The sequence below is a fragment of the Polaromonas sp. P1_H6 genome (assembly GCF_056405195.1).
In genome coordinates this window covers 96,094-120,591 of record NZ_JBFUCN010000012.1, presented here as the reverse complement: position 1 = coordinate 120,591, position 24,498 = coordinate 96,094, and the positions used below count along the sequence as shown (strand labels likewise).

The 24,498-nt window shown below is 64.6% G+C and carries 24 protein-coding genes; 13 read left to right on the top strand and 11 right to left on the bottom strand.

Translation table 11 applies throughout. The features are described 5' to 3' along the window. The first annotated feature begins 27 nt into the window (after positions 1-27). Entirely contained in the window at positions 28-873 is an 846-nt protein-coding gene (locus tag AC1D1F_RS13010; protein WP_477676300.1) for a dienelactone hydrolase family protein, read from the top strand. Here the strand turns inward: AC1D1F_RS13010 and modC are convergent. Genes modC through modA form a run of 3 tightly spaced genes read right to left on the bottom strand, consistent with a single transcriptional unit; the run spans position 848 to position 3,385 of the window. Further along, a complete protein-coding gene (gene modC / locus AC1D1F_RS13005) occupies positions 848-1,936 on the bottom strand; it encodes a molybdenum ABC transporter ATP-binding protein (protein WP_477700742.1) in 1,089 nt (362 codons plus the stop codon). The two genes, AC1D1F_RS13010 and modC, sit on opposite strands and share 26 nt — an antisense overlap. Then, the gene (modB, locus tag AC1D1F_RS13000) at positions 1,933-2,616 is read right to left on the bottom strand and encodes a molybdate ABC transporter permease subunit (protein ID WP_477676298.1); all 684 of its coding nucleotides are present in this window, start codon (positions 2,614-2,616) and stop codon (positions 1,933-1,935) included. The genes modC and modB overlap by 4 nt, the downstream gene beginning before the upstream one ends. 13 nt (positions 2,617-2,629) lie before the next feature. Next, positions 2,630-3,385 (bottom strand): molybdate ABC transporter substrate-binding protein, encoded by a 756-nt coding sequence (gene modA, locus AC1D1F_RS12995; protein WP_477697110.1) that lies wholly within the window; start codon positions 3,383-3,385, stop codon positions 2,630-2,632. Between the two features lie 92 nt (positions 3,386-3,477). Here modA and AC1D1F_RS12990 point away from each other — a divergent pair, with 92 nt between their 5' ends. Continuing rightward, positions 3,478-4,266: a TOBE domain-containing protein gene (locus tag AC1D1F_RS12990; RefSeq protein ID WP_477676296.1), complete on the top strand. Its 789-nt coding sequence runs from the start codon at positions 3,478-3,480 to the stop codon at positions 4,264-4,266. A gap of 3 nt (positions 4,267-4,269) precedes the next feature. On the opposite strand, the gene AC1D1F_RS12985 is transcribed toward AC1D1F_RS12990, so the two are convergent. From AC1D1F_RS12985 to AC1D1F_RS12950, 8 genes are read right to left on the bottom strand one after another with little or no spacing between them, the layout of a single operon-like run. Further along, a complete protein-coding gene (locus AC1D1F_RS12985; protein ID WP_477676295.1) occupies positions 4,270-5,121 on the bottom strand; it encodes a heme ABC transporter ATP-binding protein in 852 nt (283 codons plus the stop codon). Continuing rightward, complete coding sequence (locus tag AC1D1F_RS12980; RefSeq protein ID WP_477676294.1) at positions 5,118-6,176, bottom strand: FecCD family ABC transporter permease; 1,059 nt, start codon at positions 6,174-6,176, stop codon at positions 5,118-5,120. The genes AC1D1F_RS12985 and AC1D1F_RS12980 overlap by 4 nt, the downstream gene beginning before the upstream one ends. Continuing rightward, positions 6,173-6,583 carry a VOC family protein gene (locus tag AC1D1F_RS12975; protein WP_477676293.1) on the bottom strand — a complete coding sequence of 137 codons (411 nt, stop codon included), beginning with the start codon at positions 6,581-6,583 and terminating at the stop codon, positions 6,173-6,175. The genes AC1D1F_RS12980 and AC1D1F_RS12975 overlap by 4 nt, the downstream gene beginning before the upstream one ends. Continuing rightward, entirely contained in the window at positions 6,580-7,512 is a 933-nt protein-coding gene (locus AC1D1F_RS12970; protein ID WP_477697111.1) for a heme/hemin ABC transporter substrate-binding protein, read from the bottom strand. The genes AC1D1F_RS12975 and AC1D1F_RS12970 overlap by 4 nt, the downstream gene beginning before the upstream one ends. A 39-nt stretch (positions 7,513-7,551) precedes the next feature. Then, positions 7,552-7,932, bottom strand: coding sequence for a VOC family protein (locus tag AC1D1F_RS12965; RefSeq protein ID WP_477676291.1), 381 nt, complete (start codon positions 7,930-7,932; stop codon positions 7,552-7,554). Beyond that, the gene (locus AC1D1F_RS12960) at positions 7,929-9,044 is read right to left on the bottom strand and encodes a hemin-degrading factor (protein WP_477676303.1); all 1,116 of its coding nucleotides are present in this window, start codon (positions 9,042-9,044) and stop codon (positions 7,929-7,931) included. The genes AC1D1F_RS12965 and AC1D1F_RS12960 overlap by 4 nt, the downstream gene beginning before the upstream one ends. 20 nt (positions 9,045-9,064) lie before the next feature. Next, on the bottom strand, positions 9,065-9,424 hold the full coding sequence (locus AC1D1F_RS12955; protein WP_477676290.1) for a hypothetical protein: 360 nt from the start codon (positions 9,422-9,424) through the stop codon (positions 9,065-9,067). Positions 9,425-9,480: 56 nt separating this feature from the next. Then, positions 9,481-11,745 carry a TonB-dependent hemoglobin/transferrin/lactoferrin family receptor gene (locus tag AC1D1F_RS12950; RefSeq protein ID WP_477697112.1) on the bottom strand — a complete coding sequence of 755 codons (2,265 nt, stop codon included), beginning with the start codon at positions 11,743-11,745 and terminating at the stop codon, positions 9,481-9,483. A gap of 335 nt (positions 11,746-12,080) precedes the next feature. Between AC1D1F_RS12950 and ahpC the strand changes: the two genes are divergently transcribed. From ahpC to AC1D1F_RS12895, 11 genes are all read left to right on the top strand, one after another. Beyond that, the gene (ahpC, locus tag AC1D1F_RS12945) at positions 12,081-12,644 is read left to right on the top strand and encodes an alkyl hydroperoxide reductase subunit C (protein ID WP_007874200.1); all 564 of its coding nucleotides are present in this window, start codon (positions 12,081-12,083) and stop codon (positions 12,642-12,644) included. A gap of 118 nt (positions 12,645-12,762) precedes the next feature. After that, entirely contained in the window at positions 12,763-14,331 is a 1,569-nt protein-coding gene (ahpF, locus tag AC1D1F_RS12940) for an alkyl hydroperoxide reductase subunit F (RefSeq protein WP_477676288.1), read from the top strand. A gap of 296 nt (positions 14,332-14,627) precedes the next feature. Further along, the gene (locus tag AC1D1F_RS12935) at positions 14,628-16,748 is read left to right on the top strand and encodes a TonB-dependent siderophore receptor (RefSeq protein WP_477676287.1); all 2,121 of its coding nucleotides are present in this window, start codon (positions 14,628-14,630) and stop codon (positions 16,746-16,748) included. 20 nt (positions 16,749-16,768) lie between these two features. Then, positions 16,769-17,938: a PepSY-associated TM helix domain-containing protein gene (locus AC1D1F_RS12930; protein WP_477676286.1), complete on the top strand. Its 1,170-nt coding sequence runs from the start codon at positions 16,769-16,771 to the stop codon at positions 17,936-17,938. Then, complete coding sequence (locus AC1D1F_RS12925; RefSeq protein WP_477676285.1) at positions 17,935-18,132, top strand: hypothetical protein; 198 nt, start codon at positions 17,935-17,937, stop codon at positions 18,130-18,132. Before AC1D1F_RS12930 ends, AC1D1F_RS12925 begins: the two co-directional genes overlap by 4 nt. A gap of 189 nt (positions 18,133-18,321) precedes the next feature. Next, complete coding sequence (locus AC1D1F_RS12920) at positions 18,322-19,095, top strand: ferredoxin--NADP reductase (protein WP_477654093.1); 774 nt, start codon at positions 18,322-18,324, stop codon at positions 19,093-19,095. A gap of 132 nt (positions 19,096-19,227) precedes the next feature. Further along, positions 19,228-19,704: a bacterioferritin gene (gene bfr / locus AC1D1F_RS12915; RefSeq protein ID WP_477700741.1), complete on the top strand. Its 477-nt coding sequence runs from the start codon at positions 19,228-19,230 to the stop codon at positions 19,702-19,704. Between the two features lie 387 nt (positions 19,705-20,091). After that, positions 20,092-22,380 carry a TonB-dependent receptor gene (locus AC1D1F_RS12910; RefSeq protein WP_477676283.1) on the top strand — a complete coding sequence of 763 codons (2,289 nt, stop codon included), beginning with the start codon at positions 20,092-20,094 and terminating at the stop codon, positions 22,378-22,380. 90 nt (positions 22,381-22,470) lie between these two features. Further along, the gene (locus AC1D1F_RS12905) at positions 22,471-23,178 is read left to right on the top strand and encodes a Fe2+-dependent dioxygenase (RefSeq protein WP_477676282.1); all 708 of its coding nucleotides are present in this window, start codon (positions 22,471-22,473) and stop codon (positions 23,176-23,178) included. 239 nt (positions 23,179-23,417) lie between these two features. Further along, entirely contained in the window at positions 23,418-23,663 is a 246-nt protein-coding gene (locus AC1D1F_RS12900) for a (2Fe-2S)-binding protein (protein ID WP_436155071.1), read from the top strand. Positions 23,664-23,795: 132 nt separating this feature from the next. After that, complete coding sequence (locus AC1D1F_RS12895; RefSeq protein WP_477676281.1) at positions 23,796-24,494, top strand: energy transducer TonB; 699 nt, start codon at positions 23,796-23,798, stop codon at positions 24,492-24,494. Positions 24,495-24,498 lie beyond the last annotated feature (4 nt).

The window sequence follows — 24,498 nt, the reverse complement described above, 5'->3', positions numbered from 1 at the left end:
GGCTTTCCCACTCCTGAAAGCACGGTCATGACCACTGCCACCGCACAGCGCAGCATCAAAGAAGACGATCCCCTCGACGACTTCACACGCCGCGAGATCACGCTGGACGGCGTGGCCAAAAAAGTCTATCTGGCCGGCTCTGGGCCGGCCGTGATCGTCATGACCGAGATGCCGGGCATCAGCCCGCATGTCGCGCGCTTCAGCCGCTGGGTGCGCGATGCGGGTTTTACCGTCTACATGCCCTCGCTGTTCGGCCGCGACGGCGCGGTGCCCGGTGCGGATGAAGGCGCGGCCGTCTTCCAGCGCGCCTGCGTCAGCGCCGAGTTCCGCGCGCTGCGCGCGAATGAGACCAGCCCGGCCACGCAATGGCTGATGGCGCTGGCGAGGCTCGCCCACCATGAATGCGGCGGGCCCGGTGTGGGCGCCATCGGCATGTGCTGGACCGGCAACTTCGCGCTCTCGATGATGCTGGAGCCTGCCGTGCTGGCACCGGTGCTGGCGCAGCCCGCGCTGCCGCTCAACGACCCGGCCGGGCTGGAGATATCGCCCGCCGACATCCAGGCGGTGCGCAGGCGGCTCGACAAGGAAAAGCTCACCGTGCTGGCCTACCGCTTCGAAGGCGACAAGTTCTGCCGGGCCCAGCGCTTTGCGGCTTATGCCGAGGCGCTGGGTGACCGTTTTGTGGGCCGGGTGCTGCCGGACAGCGCCGCCAACCCCGATGTGCCGCCCTTCTTTTCCACGCATGTGCCCACGCCGCACAGCGTGGTGACGGCCCACCTGGTCGACGAGGCAGGCCAGCCCACGGTTGCAGCCCGCGACGAGATCCTGGCCTTCTTTGCGGAACGCCTTAGCCCAGGACGGCCACGCCCTTGACCTGGGCAAACACGCGGCTGCCGGGCCGCAGTTGCAGCGCCTCAGCCGATTTCTGCGTAATGCGCGCAAGCAGCGCGCTACCGCCGGCGTCCAGTCCCACCATCACCTGGCCCGGACTGTCGGCGGACAGGGCCGTGACGGTGGCGGCAAAGATGTTCTGCACGCTGGTGCCTGTCTGGCGTTCCAGCGTGAGGCTCACGTCACGCGCCTGGATGCGCACGCGCACGCGCTGGCCGACCTGCAGGCTGGGGTTAAGCAGGCTGATGCTGCCGCCGGAAAACTCGGCGTGGCTCATGTGCCAGCCAGGTTCGACGGCGCTGACCACGGCGTCCAGCACCGCGGCCGCGGCGTCGCCATGCGCCAGCGGCAGGTCCAGCCGCGTCATCAGTTCGCGCGTGGGGCCCGAAGCCGTGACCCGGCCGGCATCCAGCAGCACCAGATGGTCGGCCAGCCGGGCGACCTCGTCGGGCGCATGGCTCACATAGAGCACAGGCATGTCGAGTTCGTCATGCAGGCGCTCCAGGTAGGGCAGGATTTCGGCCTTGCGGGCGATGTCCAGAGAGGCCAGAGGTTCGTCCATCAGCAGCAGGCGCGGGCTGGTTGCCAGCGCGCGTGCGATCGCCACACGCTGGCGCTCGCCACCCGAGAGCGTGCCGGGCATGCGCTGCATCAGCGCTTGCAGGCCCAGCAGTTCGATGGCTTGTTCCAGCGAGACGCGTCGCTGGGCCGCAGGCACGCGGCGCAGGCCGAAGTCGAGGTTGCGGCGCACGTCCAGGTGGGAAAACAGGCTGGCCTCCTGAAACACATAGCCCAGCGGACGCCGGTGCACCGGCAAAAAACCGCCGGCGGCATCGTCCTGCCAGACCTCGCCGTTGACCGAAAGGTAACCGTTACCGGCGCGCTCAAGACCGGCGATGCTCCGCAGCAGGCTGGTCTTGCCGGAGCCCGAAGGGCCGAAGATGGCCGTCACGCCGCGCCCCGGCACGGCCAGCGACACGTCGAGCGAAAAACCGGCGAAGGCACGGCGGAATGAAGCGGCAATGCCTGTGTCGGCGGCCGTCATGCGCCCTGCCCTTTGCGCCGACCCGGCTGCAAGGTATAGAGCGCCAGCAGCACCAGGAAGGAGAACACCAGCAAGCCGCCGGCCAGCCAGTGCGCCTGGCGATATTCAAGCGTCTCCACGTGGTCGTAAATCTGCACCGACATCACACGCGTCTTGCCGGGAATGTTGCCGCCCATCATCAGCACGATGCCGAACTCGCCTACCGTGTGCGCAAAGCCCATGACGGCGGCGGTCAGGTAGGCCGGCCGGGCCAGAGGCAACACCACGCTGAAGAAGGTGTCCAGCGGCGAGGCGCGCAAGGTGGCGGCGGCCTCCAGCGGCCTGTCTCCCAGGGCTTCAAAGGCGTTCTGCAGTGGTTGCACGACGAAAGGCATGGAATACAGCACCGAGCCCGCCACCAGCCCGGCAAAGGTGAACGGCAGCACGCCCCAGCCCAGCGACTGCGTGAGCTGGCCCACCGGGCCGTTCGGCCCCATCAGCACCAGCAGGTAAAAACCCAGCACCACCGGCGGCAGCACCAGCGGCAAGGCCACCAGGGCTCCCACCGGCCCTTTGAGCCGCGAATGCGTGCGCGCCAGCCACCAGGCCAGGGGCGTGCCGGCCAGCAGCAGCAGCACCGTGGTGGTGGCCGCCAGCCGCAGGGTCAGCGCCAGGGCCTGAAGGCTTGCATCATCAAACATGCTTCGGCCAGGTTCAGGGCTCGTAGCCGAAGGAGCGGATCACCGCCCTGGCCTTGTCGGTTTTGAGGTAAGCCATCAGTTGCGCCGCGGCCTTGCTGTCTTTGGCTTTGGCCAGCAGCACCGCGTCCTGGCGGATCGGGCTGTGAAGGTTTGCGGGAACAATCCAGGCCGAACCGGATTTGATCTTGCCGCCTTCGTAGACCTGCGACAGCGCGATGAAACCGAGCTCGGCATTGCCGGTGGAGACAAAGCTGAAGGCTTGCCCAATGCTTTCACCCTGCACCAGCTTGGGCTCCAATGCGGCCTGCAGGCCCAGCTTGTTGATGGTCTCAACGGCGGCCGCGCCATAGGGCGCTAGCTTGGGCGCGGCAATGGCGATCTTTTTTAAGTCACCCTTCTTTAGGACCTCGCCCTGCGCATCGACCACACCCGGCTGGGCCGACCAGAGCACCAGCTTGCCGGTGGCATAGGTAAAGCGGGTGCCATTAACAGCCGCACCTTCCTTTTCGAGCTTGGCAGGCGTCTCGTCATCCGCTGCGAGGAACACTTCAAACGGCGCGCCGTTGGTGATCTGCGCGTAGAACTTTCCGGTTGCGCCGAAGGTCAGCACCGCCTTGTGGCCGGTGTCTTTTTCAAAGTCCGCGGCGATCAGCTTCATGGGAGCGGTGAAGTTGGCCGCCACAGCGACCTGGACGTCTTCGGCCAGCGCCGGGGCCGATGACAACGCGATACACAGCGCCGGCAGCCAGCGCAACATGGTTGGGGACATGGGAGAGCTCCAGTGATGAGATGAAGGGGCCAAGGCATCCGGCCCATTCGCTATTCTATTTTAGAATAGCGCTTCCTGTCCCGAGGCCTTCCATGCAAAAAGCCGCCCCCTCATCGTCCGCCGCCCCCTCCTTCGCCAGTGCCTTCGGCCATGAGCCGGCCGACAAGCGCATCGACATCCTGCGCCTGGTCGGCGAGAGCGGTTCGATCTCGCAGGCGGCGCGCCAGGCCAAGGTCAGCTATAAGGCGGCCTGGCAGGCCATAGACACATTGACCAATCTGGCCGGGGTGGCGCTGGTGGAGCGCGCCGTGGGCGGCTCGGGCGGCGGCGGCGCCACCTTGACCCCGGCAGGCCAGAAGCTGCTGGCGGTCGCCGGCCTCTTGAATGAAACCCGCAGCCAGGTGCTGGCCGCCTTCAAATCCAACGAGCTGCTGCTGCCGCGTGCCCTGCCCGCACTCTCCAACATGAGCGTGCGTACCAGCATGCGCAACCAGTTGCCCTGCCGGGTCAACAAGCTCGAAGTGCGAGGCCAGGTGGCGCGCATACATCTGCAACTGGCCGACGGCACTGCGCTGGTTTCACGCATCACCAAGGCCAGCGCCGAGCTGCTGGGCTTGCAAAAGGGACAAGCGGTGCTGGCACTGTGTAAGGCTACGGCGGTGGCGGTGAGTGCACAAAGCGCCACACCGCCAGGCGTTCAAAACCTCACGGGCCAGGCCGTACGCATCAGCCGCGGCGCCAGCGGCGATGAGGTGTCACTGCAGCTTGATGGCGGCCTGCAGCTCGTGGGTTTTGCGTCTGCGGGCAGCGGACTGAAGACCAAGGCACTGGTGCAGGCCGGGGTCGACGAGTCGGCTGTCGTGATCGCCCTGGCAGCCTAGGTTTTAAACCGGTGCCTCAAACACGTACTGCGAAGGCCCGGCCGCCCCGCCCTGCGGCGCGACCGGATGCGCGACCACACCCCAGACTTTTTCGATGCAAGGAGGCGTGAGCACCTCGGCGGTGGCGCCGCTGCCCACCACCTCGCCGCCCTGCAGCACCACGCAGCGGTCGCTATAGCGCAGTGCAAGATTCAAGTCGTGCAGCACGGCCACCACGCCCACGCTCTGGGCGGTTGCCCAGACGCGCACCAGTTGCAGCATGCGGTGCTGGTGCTGCAAATCGAGCGCGGCCGTAGGTTCGTCCAGCAGCAGCCAGCGTGTGGCCTGGACGCCTGCCGCGCCGGCGGCGGGCTCCCACACCTGCGCCAGCGCGCGCGCCAGATGCACACGCGCCTTCTCGCCGCCCGAGAGCGTGTTGAGCGCGCGGTGCTGCAGGTGTTCGACCGCGGTGGCCCGCATGGCCTGCAGGGGGATGTCCGCCTCCTGCCTGCCCGGATGGCTGCGGTGCGGGTAGCGCCCCAGCTCCACCACCTCGCGCACGGTGAATTCAAAGGCGACCTGGGTTTCTTGCGCCACTGAGGCGCGTACACGGGCGAGTTCAAGCGGCGCATAGGCGGCCAGCGCCTTGCCGGCCAGGTAGACAGCACCGCCTGTGGGTTGGCGCTGGCCGGTCAGCACCGACATCAGCGTGGACTTGCCCGCACCGTTGGGCCCCAGCACGGCGGTGACCTGCCCGGCCGCGAATTGCGCCGAGGCGGCCCGCAGCAGCGACCGGCCGGGCACCTCCACCCCCACGCCCACCACTTCGAGCAGTCCGGCCACGAGCGAAAAATCATGCATGTTTCGTGCGTTCATAGCCGGTTCTTGAAGTGGCGCAGCAGCAGCAAAAAGAAGGGCACACCGACAAAAGCCGTCAGCACGCCCAGCGGCAGCTCGGCGGGCTTGACCACCGTGCGGGCCACGCTGTCGGCGGCCAGCACCAGGGCCGCGCCCAGCAGGGCCGATCCCGGTAGCACGATGCGGTGGTCGGGTCCGGCCACCAGGCGCACGCAGTGCGGCGCCACCAGGCCGATGAAACCAATGATGCCGGTGGTGGCCGTAACGGCCCCCACGGCCAGCGCCGTCACCAGCACGGCAAAACGCTTGACGCGCTCGACCGGCACGCCCAGCAGCGTGGCCTGTGCCTCGCCCAGCGCGATGGCGTTGAGTGGCCGGGCCAGCGTCAGGCCCGCCCCCAGCGCGGCCAGCACAATGGAAAACACCAGCGCCACCGCGCTCCAGCGCGCGCCGCCCAGGCTGCCGAGCAGCCAGAACTGGATGTTGCGCAGCTGTTCGTCGGTGGCCAGGAAGGTCAGATAGCCCAGGCCCGCGCCGGCCAGCGCATTGACGGCAATGCCGGCCAGCAGCATGATGCCGACCCGCGTCGCGCCGTCCTGCTGCGATAGCGCGTACACCAGCACGGTCACCAGCAGGCTGCCCAGGAAGGCCATGAGCACCAGCGTCCAGCTGCCCAGCGTGCGCGGCATCTCGGGAAACCACATGCTGCCGAGCACGATGGCCATGCCTGCGGCCAGCGCCGCGCCACTGCTGACGCCGATGAGCCCCGGGTCGGCCAAAGGATTGCGGAACAGGCCTTGCATCAGCGCGCCCGACATGCCCAGCGCCGCACCGGCGGCTACGCCCAGCAGCAGGCGCGGCAGGCGTATGTTCATGAAGACCAGGTGTTCGGGCGAAGGCTGGCCGCTGCCCGCCAGCATGTCGAGCAGCACATTCCAGAGCTGTAGCGGACTGATGGCGTAAGCGCCGCGCGCGCTGCCGATGAAAAAGCTCAGGGCCAGCAGCAGCACGCCCGCGCCCAGCACCAGCGCCGCCGGCCAGCGCCGGTGGTCACCGTGCAGCGCGGCCTTCATGCGCGGGCCCTGCGCCTGGCGGCATGCGGGGCCGACTGCACCAGCAGCAGCCGGTTCCCTTCGCGGTCGCTGATACCCCATTCCGTGCCCCACTCCTGCTCCACCAGCGCATGCGGCGCCTGGCCGGGCGCTGATTGCAGGGCCATGTGCCACTGTTCGATGTTGTCCACCAGCAGGCGGCAGGCAAAGTGTTGCGGCGCCATGTCGGCGCGGCGCTGCCAGAGCTGCACCGTCACCGATTCGCGTGTGAGCACGGCGATGACGCCGGGCACGCTGTGCCGGACGGCAAAACCCCAGCAATCGCAGTAAAACGCCAGCGCCCGGCGCAAGTCTGCGCAGTGCAGCACGGCCGGCGTGCGGGCGCAGAGGACTTCGGTCATGGCGGCTTTCATGGGCTGGTCGTTCATGCGGCGGCTTTCAGGCCGGCCTGGTGCAGCTCGGCCACGGCCTGCGGCAGGCGCGGGCCGAAGCCGATGAGGTACAGCGCATCCAGCGCCACCAGCGCGCGGCGCTTGTAGGCCGGTGTGAGCTCCAGGCCGGGGCGCTGCCAGAATTTTTCGAGCCCGCCGCTGGCCTCCACGCCCTGCGTGGTGGTGACGATCACGTCAGGCGCGGATGTCACCAGGGCTTCGGGCGTCATGGCGCGGTAGCCGCTGAAATTGGTGCTGCCGCCGATCGTGACCAGGGCGTTGTCCAGGCCCGCGAAGGTGAACATCGCATGCGCGGCGGTTTTCTCGCCGGCCACCTGCGGCGAACCCGAATGCGTGAGGATGAACACGGCACGGGGCTTGCGGCCGGTTTTGCGGGCCACTGCGGCCAGCACTTCCGCCCATTGGGCATCGAGTTTGGCCTGCAGCGCGGCAGCCTGCGCGACCCGCGAGGTTGCGCGTCCGACGGCGGCGACCTTGCGCTGAACCTCGGCCCAGCTGTGGTCGGCCTCGACCAGTTCGACCTTGACGCCGGCGCTGCGGATCTGGTCCATCACCACGCCAGGGCCGGCTTCCGTCGTGCCGATGACGGCATCGGGCTTGAGCGACAGCAGCCCTTCCGCCGAAAGCTGGCGCATGTAGCCGACCTTCGGCGTGTGCAACGCCGCGGCCGGAAAGAGGCTGGTGGTGTCGGTGCCGACCAGTTGCTTTTCAGCGCCCAGCGCGTAGACGATTTCCGTGGTCGCGCCGCTCACCGAGACGATACGCGGCATCTTCGCCGCTACCGTCGCCTGCGCCTGCGCAGCAGTCGCAGACAGGCCGCAGACGCTGGAGACGGCGGAAACCGCCGGCAGTGAAAAATACCGCAAGGCGTCGCGCCGGCGGATTGGAGTTGGGGCTGCTGTCATGGGAAGCCTTGTGGGGAAGTGTTTTGCTCAAGGAAGTCTTCATGCGATGTTCTGCGCGATGCGCCAGAGCACGCCGGACGGGTCGCAGAGCACGAGGTCGCGCTGGCGCCAGGGCTGGTCTTGCGGCGCAACGGTGCGCACGCCGTAGCGGCCGGCCACGTCCGCCTGCTGCAGTCGCGCCCACCAGCTTTCCACATCCTGCACGATCAGGTGCATCATGAAATTGCTGGCGTGCTCGGCCAGGTAAAAGTTCTGCAGGAAGAAGGCCGTGTCACCCAGGCGCATATAGGCCAGGGTGTCGTCCGACCATGGGATCTCAAACCCCAGCTCTTCATAAAAGCGTTTGGACAGCGCGAAGTCTTTCGCAGGCACAAAGGCCTTGATCTCAACCGCGCCGAAACCGCTTGCGCCACCGCTCATGCGGCTTCCTTGAGCCTGGGCAGCCGCGCCACGATTTCGCGCCAGGCCTGCAGTTCGGGAACGCCGGGTTTGCGGGCGCCGAAGAACATCGCCATCAGTTCGCCAGCGCCGTCGAAGACCTCGACCGAGGTGACCAGGCCTTCGGTGGTGGGCTTCTCGACAATCCAGGCGCTCTTGACCATGTCTTCGCGCAGGTGCAGGTTGAAGCCGGCATCGAGCACGTTGATCCACTGCGCGGTCGGGGTGACCATGGGTTCGACGCGCTTGACCGGCCCGGTGTGGATCTGGATGCAGCCCAGGCTGCCGACAAACACCATGATGGGCGTGCCGTCCATGGAGGCTTCGTCGAGCAGCTTGCGGACGATCGTCAGGTCGGCCTTCCGGGTGAAGCGGCCCTCGACCAGGCGGAAGGCTTGCTGGCGCTCGGCGCCGGCCTTGCCGATCAGGCCGAAAAATTCGTGCGTGTCCTTCATCTCGCTCCAGTCCTGGGCCAGTGCTGCGGCGTCGATGTCCGCATCAGGCTTGGGCGCGGGCTTGGGGATGGCGGGCGTGAAAGCGTAAGCCTTGTCTGCGTCGGTGAACTGGTTGGCCACGTCCCTGAAGGCTTCGCGATCGGTCTCGGGCCGCGCAAACACCTTGTGCACGGCCACACCATGCGCGTCAAAAAACTGCAGGCTTTCCGAAGCCGGGTTCTTGGGGTCGTTGGCCGGCTCAAAAACGTAGAAGCCGGCATGCCAGCGGCTGAAGAAGATGCGCAGGTCGATTTCTTCGCCGAGCGCCAGGCCCATATGGCCCTGCGCGCTGATGTTGCGGTAGACGCCGGTTTTTTCATGCACGGTGGATTCATTGCGCGTGAGCGCCATGACCGGCCCGCACAGCTCCAGCGCCTGCAGGATCTCGACCCACGGGCCTTTGAGCGGCGTGGCCTTGAGGGCAAGCTCGTGCGCACCCGCGTGGGCGGCGACGGCCTGGCCTTCGGTGATGCCTATGCTCTCGGCCGCATCCTTGGCGCGCTTGCCGCTGCTGCGCGCGGCGGCGAATCGCTCGCGCAAGGCGGCTGGGTTCAGGGATGCAGTGCCGGCATCTGCCTGGCTTGCGGCGTCGGGCCGCATCTGGGTTTGAAGGACTGCGCTCATTGAAGGGTCTCCGGGGTTGTGTGCCAAAGCACGCGGTGGGTATCAGAATGGTCCGCAGGCAAAAGCCCCTGCTGTGGCTGCTCGGGGCCCGGCTGCAGCACCCGCACCCACAAGGGGTGCAGGTTGGCGGCAATGGCCCTGAAGTTCGGTGGCGCTGCCGGGTGGCGCGACAGCATGAAGAGGTTGGCGATGATTTTTTGGGTCAGCAAGGCGCGCTGCCCGTCGCAGCAGGCCTGTGCGTGGCCGGTCATCAGGGCCAGCGTTCCGGCCAGCAGGGCTTCCGCCGGGGGCATGCCCTGCGCATCGGCCGCAGCGGTTTCGCCATCGTTGACGCCGTGGTCGGAGAACTGGCTCATATGTTTTTCGCTTTCCTCTGTTTGTCAAAAAAGGGTTCAGGACGAAATCGGAAAAATCAGAAATCAGCGACCAGCGAGACGTTGAAATAACGACCCGGCTGGCTGTAGGCGTCGCGGAAGGAGGAGTTGGCCGCCACACCGCGGACATCCGACCAGTTCCAGTACTTCTTGTTCGTCAGGTTGATAAGGCCGGCGTTCAGGCGCAAGGTTTTGCTGAAACGCCACTGGCCGGTCAGGTCCAGCGTGGTCGCGGACGGCACGGCGAATTGCGTGGTCGCCACAGGCACCGCCGGCGGCGAGGCGGCAATGGCCTGCGCGCTGATGTCGTCGAACTTCTTGGCGGAATGGTGGCTTGCATCCAGGCGTACGTCCCAGGTCGCGGTTTCGTACTTCAGGCCGACGCTGAGCTTGGCCGGGTCTATGGTGTCCAGCGGCTTGCCGGTGTTCTTCACCGTACCGCGGGTGTAGCCGTAGGAGAACGGCGTGCTGAGCTTGCCGTCGCCGACCTTGCCCCAGTTCATGTCGCCCTTGATTTCAAAACCGCTGATGGTCGCGTTGTCGATGTTGATCGACTGGATCACGGCGGGGTTGCCCGGGTTGCCGAAGGCGCCGCTCACGATGGCGCCGTCCTGGATCAGGTCTTTGAAGCGGCCGTAAAACACGGCGGTGTCGAAACTCAGCTGCTCCAGGCGTCCGCGCACGCCGAATTCGACGTTCCGGCTTTTCTCTGGCTTGAGGTTGGGGTTGGGCACGGTGCGGTAGCCGCCGGCAAGGTTCTGGAAGAAACCGTTGACCTGGCCGGCATTGGGCGCGCGGAAACCGCTTGCATAGTTGCCGAAGAAACTCCACTGCGGCGTGGCGCGGTAGATGACGCCGACCTTGGGCGACACGGCCGAGCCCGACAGCGAGACGGCGGGCACCGGGAAGCCGGCCTGCGCCGCGTCGATCTTGAAGCTGTCCGCGCGCACGCCCGGCGTCACGCTCCAGTCGCCCAGAATGAACTCGTCCTGCACGTAAAAAGCCGTGGCGGTTTCGGTGGTGTCGGGGAAGCGTTTGAGCGGGAAGGTTTCGCCGGCGGGTGGCACCAGGCCGGTCTGCAGGTTTTCGATTTTCGCGCTGGTGTGGTCCAGGCCGTAGGTGATCTTCTGCGCCGAGTTGGCGCCCATGCGGAGGGTCTTGTCGGCCTGGACGCTGGCCTGCAGCGTACGCTCGCTGTAGGTCGTGTCACGCACGCGCTCCTGCGGCAACGCCGTACGCCGCTCATAGGTGTAATCGTTGGACTTCGCATCCTGGTAGCTGAGCACCGTCTGGATGTTGTCGGTGACCGCGGTGTCTACCTTGTACTTGGCATCCCAGGTCAGCCGGTCGCGGTCCATCTTTCCGGTCGAATAGGAGTCCAGCACCGTGGCCGAACGCGCGGTCAGCAGGTTGTAGTCGCTCTTCTTGTCGACGTGCTCGAAGGTGATGACGTGTTTTTGCGAAGAGCTCGGGTTCAGCACGACCTTGGCCAGCAGCGAGTTGGCCTTGTCCTTTTGCGGGTTGGGCTGGGTGCGGGTAAAGCCGGTGCCGCCGACATCACCACGGTTTTCCAGCTCCTTGCCGCTACTGGTGGCCACGCTCAGCTGCCAGGCCAGCATCTCATTGACGCGGCCGGCGATGGTGCCGCTGGCGGCGGTTTCATTGTTGTCGCCGCTGTAGCCGATGGATGCACGGCCGCCCAGCGACTTGCCGTCTCTCAGGTAATCGTCCGGCTCATTGGTGATGAAGTTGACCAGGCCGGCAATGCCGTCGGAACCATACAGCACCGAGGCCGGGCCCTTGACGATTTCAATGCGCTTGATGAGGTCAATGGACAGGCTGTCGCGCCCAAAAGAGTTGGGGCTGAAGGCATAGCTGCGCGGAATGCGGATGCCGTCGACCATCATCAGCACGCGGTTTCCATCGAGGCCGCGGATGTTGAAGCCGGCGTTGCCTTCGCGGCCGGTATCGCCTTGCGCCAGGCCGAAACGCGCGGGCGCCCGGCGCACCGAAACGTTGGGGATGTTTTTGGCCGCGTCGCGGATGTCCCTGATCTGCCCCTGCTCGATGTCCTCGGCGTTGATCACGTCGATGGTTTGTGGAATGTCTTCCACCAACTGCTCGTTGCGCGAACCGCTGACGACGGTTTCTTTCAGGGCGGCGACTTGCACCGCGGCGGTCATGGCCGGTGCGGCCGATACGACCGTTTGCGCCTGCGCGGCAAAGCCGGCACCACAGGCCAGAGCGGTCAACAGGGAGATTTCGCGCAGCGCGAAACGCGAGGAAGGATGGATGGAAGTCATGCAAGCCCAAAGTAAGAGGTTTGGAGGGCTTGCTGCTGCAACGGAGGAAGCTGTCGGCTTCGCGTCGCTTGTGGCTGGCTCTGGAAAAATCGAAGTATATGCGAATTGTTCTCATTCGCAACATTTGGATGCAAAATAGCCCGAGGAGTAGCGTGGCTGGTGCGTCTCGGCCTCCGTCCGTCACGCCCGGGTCACAGCGGCTGACGAGGATGAACAGGCAAATCCGGCGCGACGCCTATTCGATAAATAGCCAATAACTATCGAACAATGATGTTTTTAATAGTTATACTATCGTTTCGCAAGCATTTTTAACCAGCCTATAGGAAGCTATCCAGATGTCCCTGATCAATACCCAAGTCCAGCCCTTCAAAACCCAAGCCTTTCTCAATGGCAAGTTCATCGACGTTTCAGACGAATCGCTGAAGGGCAAATGGTCGGTCCTGATCTTCATGCCGGCTGCATTCACGTTCAACTGCCCCACGGAAGTGGAAGATGCGGCCGACAACTACGCCGAATTCCAGAAGGCCGGCGCCGAGGTCTACATCGTGACCACCGACACCCATTTCTCGCACAAGGTCTGGCACGAAACCTCCCCCGCAGTCGGCAAGGCCAAGTTCCCGCTGGTGGGCGACCCGACCCACACGCTGACCAAAGCCTTTGACGTGTTCATCCCTGAAGAAGGCCTGGCACTGCGCGGCACCTTCGTGATCAACCCCGAAGGCGTCATCAAGACCGCTGAAGTGCACTCCAACGAGATCGCACGCGACGTGAAAGAAACCCTGCGCAAGCTGAAGGCAGCCCAGTACACCGCCGCACACCCCGGCCAGGTCTGCCCTGCCAAGTGGAACGAAGGCGCCAAGACGATCGCCCCGTCCATCGACCTGGTTGGCAAGATTTAAGAACCCTGCCGTCCTCCTGACAAAGGCCCGGGGGCCCGGCACATGTGTGCCGTCCCGGGCTTTTTTGTTCCCTTTTGTTCCCTTTTGATCCCGTTTTGCCATTGAAAGTGAGTCCGCCATGCTCGACGAAGCCACCAAAGCCCAACTGAAAAGTTACCTCGAACGCGCCACGCAGCCGATTGAAATCGTTGCCTCGCTCGACGACAGCGAAGGCTCTGGCGAAATGCTGTCGCTGCTGAAGGACGTTGCCGAGGCATCGCCACTGGTCAAGCTGACCGAAAGCCGCGACGACAAGCACCGCAAGCCTTCGTTCTCCATCAATCGCCCCAGCGAAAACCACGGCCCGCGTTTTGCCGGCCTGCCCATGGGCCATGAATTCACCTCGCTGATCCTCGCGCTGCTGCAGATCGGCGGTTACCCCCCCAAGGTCGAGCAGGCCGTGCTGGACCAGATCCGCGCGCTCGACGGCGATTTCGAGTTCGAAATCTATGTCTCGCTGACCTGCCACAACTGCCCCGACGTGGTCCAGGCGCTGAACCTGATGGCGGTGCAAAACCCGCGCATCCGCGCCACCATGATTGAAGGCGGCATGTTCCAGGAAGAAGTCAAAGAACGCCAGATCATGGCCGTGCCCACCGTGTTCCTGAACGGCACCGAGTTCGGCCAGGGCCGCATGAGCCTGGAGGAAATCCTCGCCAAGATAGACACCAGCGGTGTCGAACGCGAAGCCAAAAAGATTGACGGCAAGGAAGCCTTTGACGTGTTGATCGTCGGCGGCGGCCCGGCCGGCGCCGCGGCGGCTGTGTATGCCGCTCGTAAAGGTATACGCACAGGCGTGGCCTCGGAGCGTTTCGGCGGCCAGGTGCTGGACACCATGGGCATCGAGAACTTCATTTCCATCAAGGAAACCGAAGGACCGAAATTCGCCCATGCGCTGGAAGAACACGTGCGCAACTACGACGTGGACATCATGAACCTGCAGCGCGCCAAGGCCTTGATCCCGAACAGCGGCCCGGACAAAAACCTGATCGAAGTCCAGCTCGAAAGCGGCGCTTCGCTCAAGAGCAAATCCATCGTGATCTCGACCGGCGCGCGCTGGCGCAACATCAACGTGCCCGGCGAGCACGAGTTCAAGAACAAGGGCGTGGCTTATTGCCCGCACTGCGACGGGCCGCTGTTCAAGGGCAAGCGCGTGGCGGTCATAGGCGGCGGCAATTCGGGTGTCGAGGCGGCCATCGACCTGGCCGGCATCGTCGGCCATGTGACGCTGATCGAATACGACACCGCATTGCGCGCCGACGCCGTGCTGCAGCGCAAGCTGAACAGCCTGCAGAACGTGACGGTCATCACCAACGCGCAGACCACCGAAATCACGGGTGACCAGAAAGTCAACGGCCTGGTTTACAAGGACCGCGCCGGCGGTGAGCTGAAAACCGTGGCGCTCGAAGGCGTGTTCATCCAGATCGGACTGGTGCCCAACACCGACTGGCTCAAGGGGACGGTCGAGTTGTCAAAGCACGGCGAAATCATCGTCGACGCCAAGGGCCAGACCTCGGTTCCCGGCGTGTTCGCGGCCGGCGACGTGACGACGGTGCCCTTCAAGCAGATCATCATCGCGGCCGGTGAAGGTGCGAAGGCGGCCCTCAGCGCCTTTGATTACCTGATCCGCAGCCCTATCCCCGCGTGATGCGCTGAAGCTCCAATAGCCGCCCTGACCGGGCGGCTTTTTTTTGCCCGAAAACCCGCTAGTCCGACCCAAAACCGCAGCGCCGGAAAGGGTCTTCAAATGAGAATTACTCTCATCGGATGGTATAGTTCGCAGCGTCCTTTTCCGCTAGCCAAACACGCCAGAAGCAGCGCTCGCTGCGAGCGATAGCAAGCCAACAACCGCCCACGAGGCCCCTGGATTTTCGCCACCCACGGTGGCGCATCGGGCCGCCGTGAGCACGCCGGTTTCCTGGCGATCCTCCCCGGAGTTTTGACTTGCCCATCTCGCACCTGCCGCGCGCCGGACGCGCCACACACCGCCTGGCCCCGTTCACCGCCCTCTCCCTGGCCGCCGCGCTTCAAGGCGCCTACGCCCAGACCCCGACCCCTGCCGAAACCACCTTGCGCGAAGTGCAGGTCAGCGCCGACCAGGAAAAAGAAACCGCCACCGGCCCGGTGATCGGCTACCGCGCCAAAAGAGCCTCCACGGCCACCAAGACCGATACGCTGCTGTCCGAAACGCCGCAGGCCGTCACAGTGGTCACCAGCCAGCAGATCACCGACCAGGGCGCCGCCAACCTGCAGGATGCCCTGGGCTACGCCGCCGGCGTGCGCTCCGACGCTTATGGGCTGGACTCGCGGACCGATTCGGTGCGGGTGCGCGGCGCCAACCCCGACAACTACCTTGACGGCCTGCGCGAGGCCTACGGCTACTACACCAGCCGCACCCGCGCCGATCCCTACACGCTGGAACGCCTGGAGGTGCTGCGCGGCCCCTCGGGCATGCTGTTCGGCGCGGGCACGGCCGCCGGGGTGATCAACATGGTCAGCAAAAGGCCGCAGGCCGAAGCGCAGCGCGAAGTGGGCGTGCAGTACGGCAGCCATGGCCGCAAGCAGTTCCAGGTCGACCTGACCGGACCCTTGACGCAGGACGGCGAATGGCTGTACCGGCTGGTCGCGCTCAAGCGCTCATCGGACACCCAGGTGGACTATGTGCCGGACGACCGCAGCCTGGTCGCGCCTTCGCTGACATGGCGGCCCAGCGCCGCCACCTCGCTGACCTTGCAGGCGCTCTGGCAAAAAGACAAGAGCGGCTCGACCTCGCAGTTCTTTCCGTGGGAAGGCACGCTGCTGCCCAATCCCAACGGCCGCCTGCCCACGAACCGTTTCATCGGCGAACCCGGCGACTACTACAACTCCGAGCGCAAGACTCTGGGCTGGCTGTTCGAGCACAGGTTCAACGACAGCTGGACGGTGCGCCAGAACTTCCGCGTTTCGAGCAACGAGAACGACAACCGCTACCACTATGGTGACTTCTTCACCAGCCCGGGCAGTTGGGGCTCCGATCCGGTGACCAAGCGGCGGCTGGGCCGCATCAACGACAGCTCGCTGACGCGCAACCGCATCACCGCGCTGGACAACCATGCCGAGGGCCATTTCAGCACCGGCGCGCTGCAGCACACGCTGCTGTTCGGGGCGGACTTCGCGCGCCACCGCGAGAACGTCTGGTCGGGCGCGACCGTCAGCGAGATAGACGCCTATGCACCGGTCTACGGCAACCTGCTGGTGCCGGATCGCACCGCGCTGCCGCGCACCACGCAGCGCCAGACCGGCCTGTATGTGCAGGACCAGATGAAATGGGATCACTGGATCGTCACGGCGGGCCTGCGCCATGACAAAGCCGTCGCGGGCGCCGAAGGCAGCCCCGAAGAGAAAAGCACGGCCACGACCAAACGCCTGGGCCTGATGTACGCCTTTCCTTCGGGCTGGTCGCCGTATGTGAGTTACAGCGAATCCTTCACGCCGCAGGCCGCCATCAAGGGCCGGTTGTTCAAGCCGCTGCGTGGCGAGCAGTGGGAACTGGGCCTGAAGTACGAGCCGGCGGGCCGCGCGCTGGCCTACAGCGCCGCGCTTTATGACCTGCGCGAAAAAAACCAGATCGCCTCGCCGCTGCCCGACGTCTACACCCAGGTCGGCGCCACGCGCACCAAGGGGCTGGAGCTCGAAGTCAAGGGTCCCGTCACGCCCAACCTGGAACTGGTTGCGCATTACAACTACACCGAGCTGGACAAACAGCTCGAAGGCCTGCCCAAGCACCAGGCCAGCGTTTGGGCCAAGTACCGTTTCTCCATCGGCGGCGTGAACGGCTTCTCGGCCGGCGCCGGGGTGCGCTGGATGGGCGCCTTCAATGACCAGCAGGGCGGCGGCAACGGCCCGCAGATTCCCAGCGCCGCGCTGCTGGACCTGATGTTCGCCTATGACACCGCGAACTGGCGTTACGCCGTCAACATCAACAACGCGACCGACAAGACCTACTTCAGCACCTGCCTGGCACGCGGCGACTGCTGGTATGGCGCGCGGCGCAACGTGGTGGCCAGCGCCACCTACCGCTTCTAGGCCCCTCAAGGAGAACCACGATGAACAGCCGCAAAATCAAAACCTGGACCTGGATCCATAAATGGAGCAGCCTGGTCTGTACTGCTTTCATGCTGCTGCTGTGCCTGACCGGCCTGCCGCTGATCTTTCACCATGAGATCGGCCACCTGCTGGGCACGGAAGTGGAAGCGCCCGACTTGCCCAAGGGCACGCCGCGCGCCAGCCTCGACAGCGTGATGCAGGTGGCGCAGGCGCTGCACCCGGGCAAAGTGCCCATGTTCGCCTCGCACGAGATCGACGACGACCGCTTCTGGTACGTCACGCTGGGCGACACGCCGACCTCCGAGGTCGGGAACAAAACCGTGGCCGTCGATGCGCGCACCGCGGCGGTGCTGGCCCAGCCCAAGTTCGACGAAGGCTTTATGTACATCATGTTCAAGCTGCACGTGGACCTGTTCGCCGGGCTGGCCGGCAAGCTCTTCCTGGGCTTCATGGGCTTGCTGCTGCTGGTGGCGATTGTCTCGGGCGTGGTGCTGTACGCGCCCTTCATGCGCAAGCTTGACTTCGGCGCCGTGCGGCAAAGCCGGCCGCGCGCCAAATGGCTGGACCTGCACAACCTGCTGGGCGTCGTGACGCTGGTATGGGCCTTCACCGTGGGCGCAACCGGCATGATCAACACCTGGGCCGACCTGCTGATCAAGTACTGGCAGTACGACCAGCTCAGCGCGCTGCTGGCACCCTACCAGGGACAAAAACCGCCGGCACGCCTGGCCTCGGTGCAGCAGGCGGCATCGTCGGCCACCGCGCTCGCGCCCGACATGAAGATGGCCTTCATCGCCTTTCCGGGTACGACCTTTTCCAGCCCGCACCATTACACGGTGTTCCTGCGCGGCAACGAGCCCTTCAACTCGCGCCTGCTCAAGCCGGTGCTGGTGGACGCGGGCACCAACGCGCTCACCGCCAGCCCGCCGCTGCCCTGGTACCTCACGGCGCTGCTGGTGTCGCAGCCGCTGCATTTCGGCGACTACGGCGGCATGCCCATGCAGATCCTCTGGGCGCTGCTGGACGTCGCCACCATCATCGTGCTGGGTAGCGGCCTCTATCTCTGGGTCAAGCGCCGCAACCCGGCCGCGGCTGCGAAGCCTGCCACGTCCGTGGCCGCGCGGGAATCGCATGTTCTTTCCCACAAGGCGCCAGGCGGTACGGCATGAGCGCGCCACAAACGCCCTCTTTCTGGCGCATGTGGGGCTGGCCCCTGGTGCTGGGCCTTCTCAGTGCCAGCGGCCTGCTGACGGCATTGGTGTCCGACGGTTTGGGCGACTGGTGGGCCTGGCTCGGCCTGGGCGTGCCGGTGGCCGTGATGGCCTGGTTCGCATGGGTGCCGCGCAAGCCGGCCAGGCACTGAGCGCGACGGGCGAAACCTTGGCGCCGGCGTGGTGTCGAGGTGGTCGCGCACCATCGCTTCGCGCAGGCGATAAAATACGGCGCTGCTCACGCACGATCTGAAGGCCTGGACTGAAGGGGTGCGCGGCGGGCTTTATGCCCTCTTGCATCGTTCTAATTACTTTTCGTTCTTTCCTTCTTCTTTTTTCTCATGAGCGCCTTTAACACCGAACGCATTATTTCCGTCCACCACTGGACCGATACGCTCTTCAGCTTCACCGCCACGCGCGACCCGGGCTTTCGCTTCGTCAACGGCCAGTTCACCATGATCGGCCTGCCGGTGGACGGCAAACCGCTGATGCGCGCCTACAGCGTGGCCAGCGCCAACCATGAAGACCAGCTGGAGTTTTTCAGCATCAAGGTGGCCAACGGTCCGCTGACCTCGCGGCTGCAGCACTTGCAACCCGGCGACGACATCCTGGTGGGCCGCAAGCCCACCGGCACGCTGCTGTTGCAAAACCTGCTGCCCGGCAAAACCCTGTGGCTGCTGGCCACCGGTACCGGCCTGGCGCCCTTTCTCTCGCTGATCAAGGATCCCGACACCTACGAGCGCTTTGAGCGCGTGGTGCTGGTGCACGGCTGCCGCACCAGCGCCGAGCTGGCCTACCGCGGCTTGATCGAGCACGAGTTGCACGAGCACGAGTTCCTCGGTGAGCTGGTGCGCGGGCGCTTGCTCTATTACCCGACCGTGACGCGCGAACGCTTTCGCAACGAAGGCCGCATCACCGAGCTCATGCAGTCAGGCAAGCTCTACAGCGACCTCGGCCTGCCGGCGCTCTCGGCGGACAACGATCGCCTGATGCTGTGCGGCAGCCCCGACATGCTGCGCGACATCAAGGCCATGCTGGAAGCACAGGGCCTGGAAGAAGGCAATATGCAGCACGCCGGCCACTTCGTCGTGGAACGCGCCTTCGCTGAGCGCTAGGCGTCGGTTCGCTGCAATACGAACGGTTCTCACAATCAAACGCAAGCAGACCGCGACAGCAGGGGAATGCTTGAGTTGTCGCCTGCGGCCAGTGACAATGGGCGATCCGCACAACAACGATAAGGAATTCCCATGAAAGGCGACGCACAAGTCATCGCTCATTTGCAGGCGCAGCTCAAGAATGAGCTGACGGCCATCAACCAGTACTTTTTGCACTACCGCATGTACAAGCACTGGGGCCTGGACAAGCTGGCCAAGAAGGAATACGAGGAATCCATCGGCGAAATGAAGCATGCCGACAAGCTGATGGACCGTATCTTCATGCTTGACGGCCTGCCCAACCTGCAGGACCTGGGCAAGCTGATGATCGGCGAGGACGTGCTGGAGGCCCTGAACTGCGACCTCAAAGCCGAAACCGGTGCACAGGCAACGATCAAGGACGGCATCGCCCACTGCGAAAGCGTTCGCGATTACGTCTCACGCGACCTGCTCCAGGAAATCCTGGACGACACGGAAGAGCACATCGACTTCCTGGAAACCCAGATCGAACTGGTCGCCAAGGTGGGCATTCAGAACTACCTCCAAAGCCAGATGGGCGAAGTCAGCTAATCACGCTGCAGCGGGCAAATGCCCGTCGCGCGCAAAAATGGGGCCTGCGGGCCTCATTGTCGTTTTCAGGGATCTCTGAGCGCCAGCCTGCCAGCCTTCCAGTTTGCGTTGCAGCGCAGTCCCCATCTTTCTCAAAGCCCGTGCGGCCTTAAAACACCCGCGCATTCGTTTTGGCATTTCCGCCACAAAAGCAGCCCTTCCCGCACGCGTTCTTGATCGTTTCGAAACAAGATATTACGAATCATTATCATTTGATATACACTTCGAGCGAACTTTTCGCGCCAGCCAACTCGTCTCGCCAACCGGTGATTTCGAGCCAGCCAAGCTTTTTTTCCTGAACCCGGTCCGCCTGCCGAATGGCTGGCTGGACCCTGCTTGGAGGCCATCTTGGCACACCCGTCCGCTCGCGCCGCACGAACTGCGCGCAATAAAAAAAACCGCAATGCCGGTACTAACAACAACGTCTCCCCTCTCGCTGCACCAGCGTCCGACATAGCCCTGTTGCCGCTGGGCGCGCTGATGCTGGCGGTTTCGGTGTCCGGCTGGGCGCAAAGCGTCACACCCGCTCCCGCTGCCGCAGGCACCACCGCCTCCACGCCGGCCGAAGGCAAGAGCCTGGCTCCCGTCACGGTCACGGGCACCCGCGACCGCGCGAACCAGACCTACCAGAGCGGCGTCACCAGCGTCGGCAAGATGCCCGTGCCGGCCAAAGACATCCCACAGTCGCTGACGGTGGTCAACGAAAAGCTGATTCACGACCAGGGCAAGGACAGCTTCAAGAGCGCGCTCGAAAACGTCATCGGCATCACCTTTGAAGCCGGTGAAGGCGGCCGCGTCGGTGACAACGTCCGCTTGCGTGGCTTCAGCGCCGCCGGCGACATGTATTCCGACGGCATGCGCGACATCGCCCAATACAACCGCGACCTGTTCAACGTCGAGCGCGTGGAAGTGCTGCGCGGCGCGGCGTCCATGCTGTTCGGCCGCGGCTCCACCGGCGGCATCATCAACCAGGTCAGCAAGCAGGCACGCCTGATCACCGAACACGAGGTGAATGCCACCGTCGGCACCAAGGGCTACCAGCGCTACCAGGGCGACTTCAACTTCAAGCTCGGTGATGACGCGGCCTTGCGGATCAACGCCATGGCCACCGACAGCGACGGCCGCGGCGAAAACGCCAGCGCCTCCACCCACCGCCGCGGCCTGGCGCTGGACTACCGCTTCGGCATCGGCACGGCCAACGAATTTGAGGTCAGCTACTACCACCTGCACTACAACGACAAGCCCGACTGGGGTTTTGCGTGGTTCAACAGCCGCCCCGCTCCCCTGACCGAAAAATTCTGGTACGGCCTGAACACCGACTTCCAGAACGACAAGGCCGATGCCGTCACCTTGAGCCACACCCACCGCTGGGCCGACGGCAGCAGCCTGAAAACCACGGTGCGTGATGGCTACTATTCCCGCACGCTGCGCGCCACGCAAGCCAGCTTCGCCGCCGGCACCACGCTGGCCAACCTGAACGCCAATACCCTGGTCAGCCGCGGCAACACCAGCGCCGGCAATGCCAAGGCAGGCAACGAGCACCACACCTTCCTGCAAACCGACTACCTCACCACCACCCAGTGGTTCGGACGCAAGAACAGCCTGCTGATCGGCGCCGAATACGCGGTCGAGAATTCCGATCGCCTCAGCTATCCTCTCCTGACGGGTGCCAAACCGGGCACCACGGTGGGCAACCCGATCAGCACCGGCATCGGCGGCAACTACACGCAGAGGCTGGAAACGTCCTTCAAGGCCACCACGCTGGGCCTGTACATGCAGGACACGATTGACCTCACGCCTTACTGGAAGCTGGTCGCCGGCCTGCGCGTCGACAACTTCAAGGCCGACTACGATCGTCCCACCGGTGCGCCCCCCAACAATGGAAGGCTCTCCAGGTCCGACAGCCTGTTGAGCAAACGCCTGGGCGTGATGTACCAGCCGACCGACGAGGTCAGCTACTACGCCGCCTACGGCACGTCGTTCAACACTTCGGGCGACCTGTACCAGTTCGACCCGAACTCGGCCAATACGGCGCCTGAAAGCAGCCGCAACATGGAGATCGGCGCCAAGTGGGAACTCTACGGCGGCGACCTTTCGCTGCGCGCAGCACTTGCCCGCACCGAGAAGTACAACGAGCGCAACACCGACATCGATACCAACACTAACTCCTATCTGTTGTCCGGCAAGCGCCACACCGACGCACTCGAATTCGAGGTCGCCGGCCGCATCACGCCACAGTGGGATGTCTTTGCCGGCATTGGCTTCCTGAAGGCCAGGATCGACCAATCGGGTTCCAACGCAGCGGGCCAGGCCGAAGTCGGGCAGAACCCGGGCCTGAGCCCGAGCCGCCAGGCGACCTTGTTCACCACCTACCGCATCGGCGATAAATGGCGCATCGGCGGCGGCTTCACCGGCGTCAGCACGAACAAGCCGGCCAACAGTGTCACCAGCACCAACCGCGCGCCGGGCTACGTGAAGGCCGATGCACTGCTGGAATATCGCATCAACGAAGGCAACACCGTCAAGCTCAACATCGACAATGTGTTCAACAAGGTGTACTACAACACGCTGTACCGCGGCTTTGTGGCGCCCGGCGACGCGCGCAGCGTGCGCGTGACGCTGACCAGCAAGTTCTGATTTCAAACAGAACTTTTCCAAGGTTTCAGGCACCTGGGGGATACTCCGGGTGCCTTTTTTCATTTCAGCGCTCTTTCCGGAGATTCCTCCATGCTGCTCCGCATTCACCAAGCCCTCCAGCCAGCCGAACTCGCGCAGGTCCGCCAGCTGATCCTGGGCGCCGACTGGGCCGACGGCCGCATCACCGCCGGCAGCCAGAGCGGCACCGTTAAAAACAACCTGCAGCTGCCGGAAGACCTGCCGGCCGCCCAGCAAGCCCGCCACATCGTGTCAGTGGCGCTGGCCCGCAACCCGATGTTCGTCACCGGCGCACTGCCAAAGTCGGTTTACCCGCCGCTTTTCAACCGCTATGGCGGCGATGCCAACAGTTTCGGCAACCACATCGACAACGCCGTGCGCACGCATGCCGCCACCGCGCGCCACGTGCGCACCGACATCTCCTGCACGCTGTTCCTGAGCGATCCGGCCAGTTACGACGGCGGCGAGCTGGTGGTCCAGGACACCTACGGCGAGCAACGCATCAAATTCGAGGCCGGCGACCTGGTGATGTACCCGGGCACCTCCGTGCACCGCGTGGAGCCGGTCACGCGCGGTGAAAGGCTGGCCTGCTTTTTCTGGATCGAGAGCATGGTCCGCTCCGATGCCCAGCGCCGGCTCCTGTACGAAATGGACATGGCCATCACCTCGCTGCGCCAGAAGGACCTGCAACGCGCGGCCCAAGGCGCCGCCGAGAGCCCGGAAGTGGTGCGGCTGACCGGCTGTTATCACAACCTGTTGCGGATGTGGGCTGAGGTCTAGGGTCGTCCGGGCATCCCCCTGCCCCCAAAGGGGCGTTTGTCTCGGGGTAACTGCAAAATTCATAGCGCCACAATCAAGCCTGACGTGGAAAACTACCTGTTTCAGCCTGACAGATCGGCGGCTGATTGAGGACTTGGCGGCGGCCTGGTAAGGAAATAAACTTTCCTCGATTGCAAATGCGATAGATTCGCATTTATAATCAGCACACCGATTGAATCAATCCCCAGCCAAGCCCATCCATGATTGTTTGCGTCTGCCGCCGAATCTCCGACCGCGAAATCGCCCGTCATGCCCGCGCGGGCCTGGGCTTTGACGAGATCCAGTTCGAACTCGGCGTGGCCACCCAGTGCGGCCAATGCGAAGGCTGCGCCCGTGACGTGGTGGCGCAGTGCAGCACCAGTTGCCCGACCGCCAACATCAAGCTCGCCACCCATACACAGGAAGGCAGCCCATGGCACATCTTGCAACACTCAGCTCAAGCCTGATTGCGGCGCTTCCCGCCAGCCTGATCCTGGTGATAGTTTCCACGTGGTGGATCTTCCGCCGCTGATTCTGCTCAAACACTGATTGAACTGAGCCCGCGGCACGCACGCGGCCTTTTTCCCCACCTATTCCCGATGACCGCCACCGCCTTCTCCACCGCCTTCTCCACCGCCCCGCGCCCGCCCGCGCCGCGCCAACCCCTGAGCCGAAATGCCGTGATCGCCCTGGTGGTGGTCGGCCTGCATATAGGCTTCATCTGGGCACTGCAAAGCGGCCTGCTGATGCGCGCCGCCGAAATCGTGGTGCCCGCCGAAATCCTGACGCAATTCATCGATCCGCCCGCCCCCAAGGTAGAGCCCGTACCGCCCACCCCGCCCACGCCGACCGTGCAGAAAAAGGCCGTGGCCAAGGCGCCCGTAAAACCGGCGCCCCAACCCTTGGCCATCCAGGATCCCACGCCTTCGCCGAATGCCCCGACGGGCGTGGTCACACCGCCGCTGCCGCCTGCGCCCGTGGCCGTGGCCCCAGTCGCGCCGCCCGCACCTCCCGCCGTACAGCTGCCCTCCAGCGACGCCGACTATCTGCAGAACCCGAAGCCGCCTTATCCCCCCATCAGCAGACGCCTGGGCGAACAGGGCAAGGTGCTCTTGCGCGTGCTCATCGGTGTGGACGGCCAGCCAAAGAAAGCTGAAATTCGCAAGTCAAGCGGATTTGACCGGCTCGACCAGGCGGCCATGACCGCCGCCATGCGCTGGCGTTATGTGCCAGGCAAGCGAGGCGGCGTAGCCGAAGAGATGTGGTCGGAAGTGCCCATCAATTTCGTTCTAGAGTAATTTT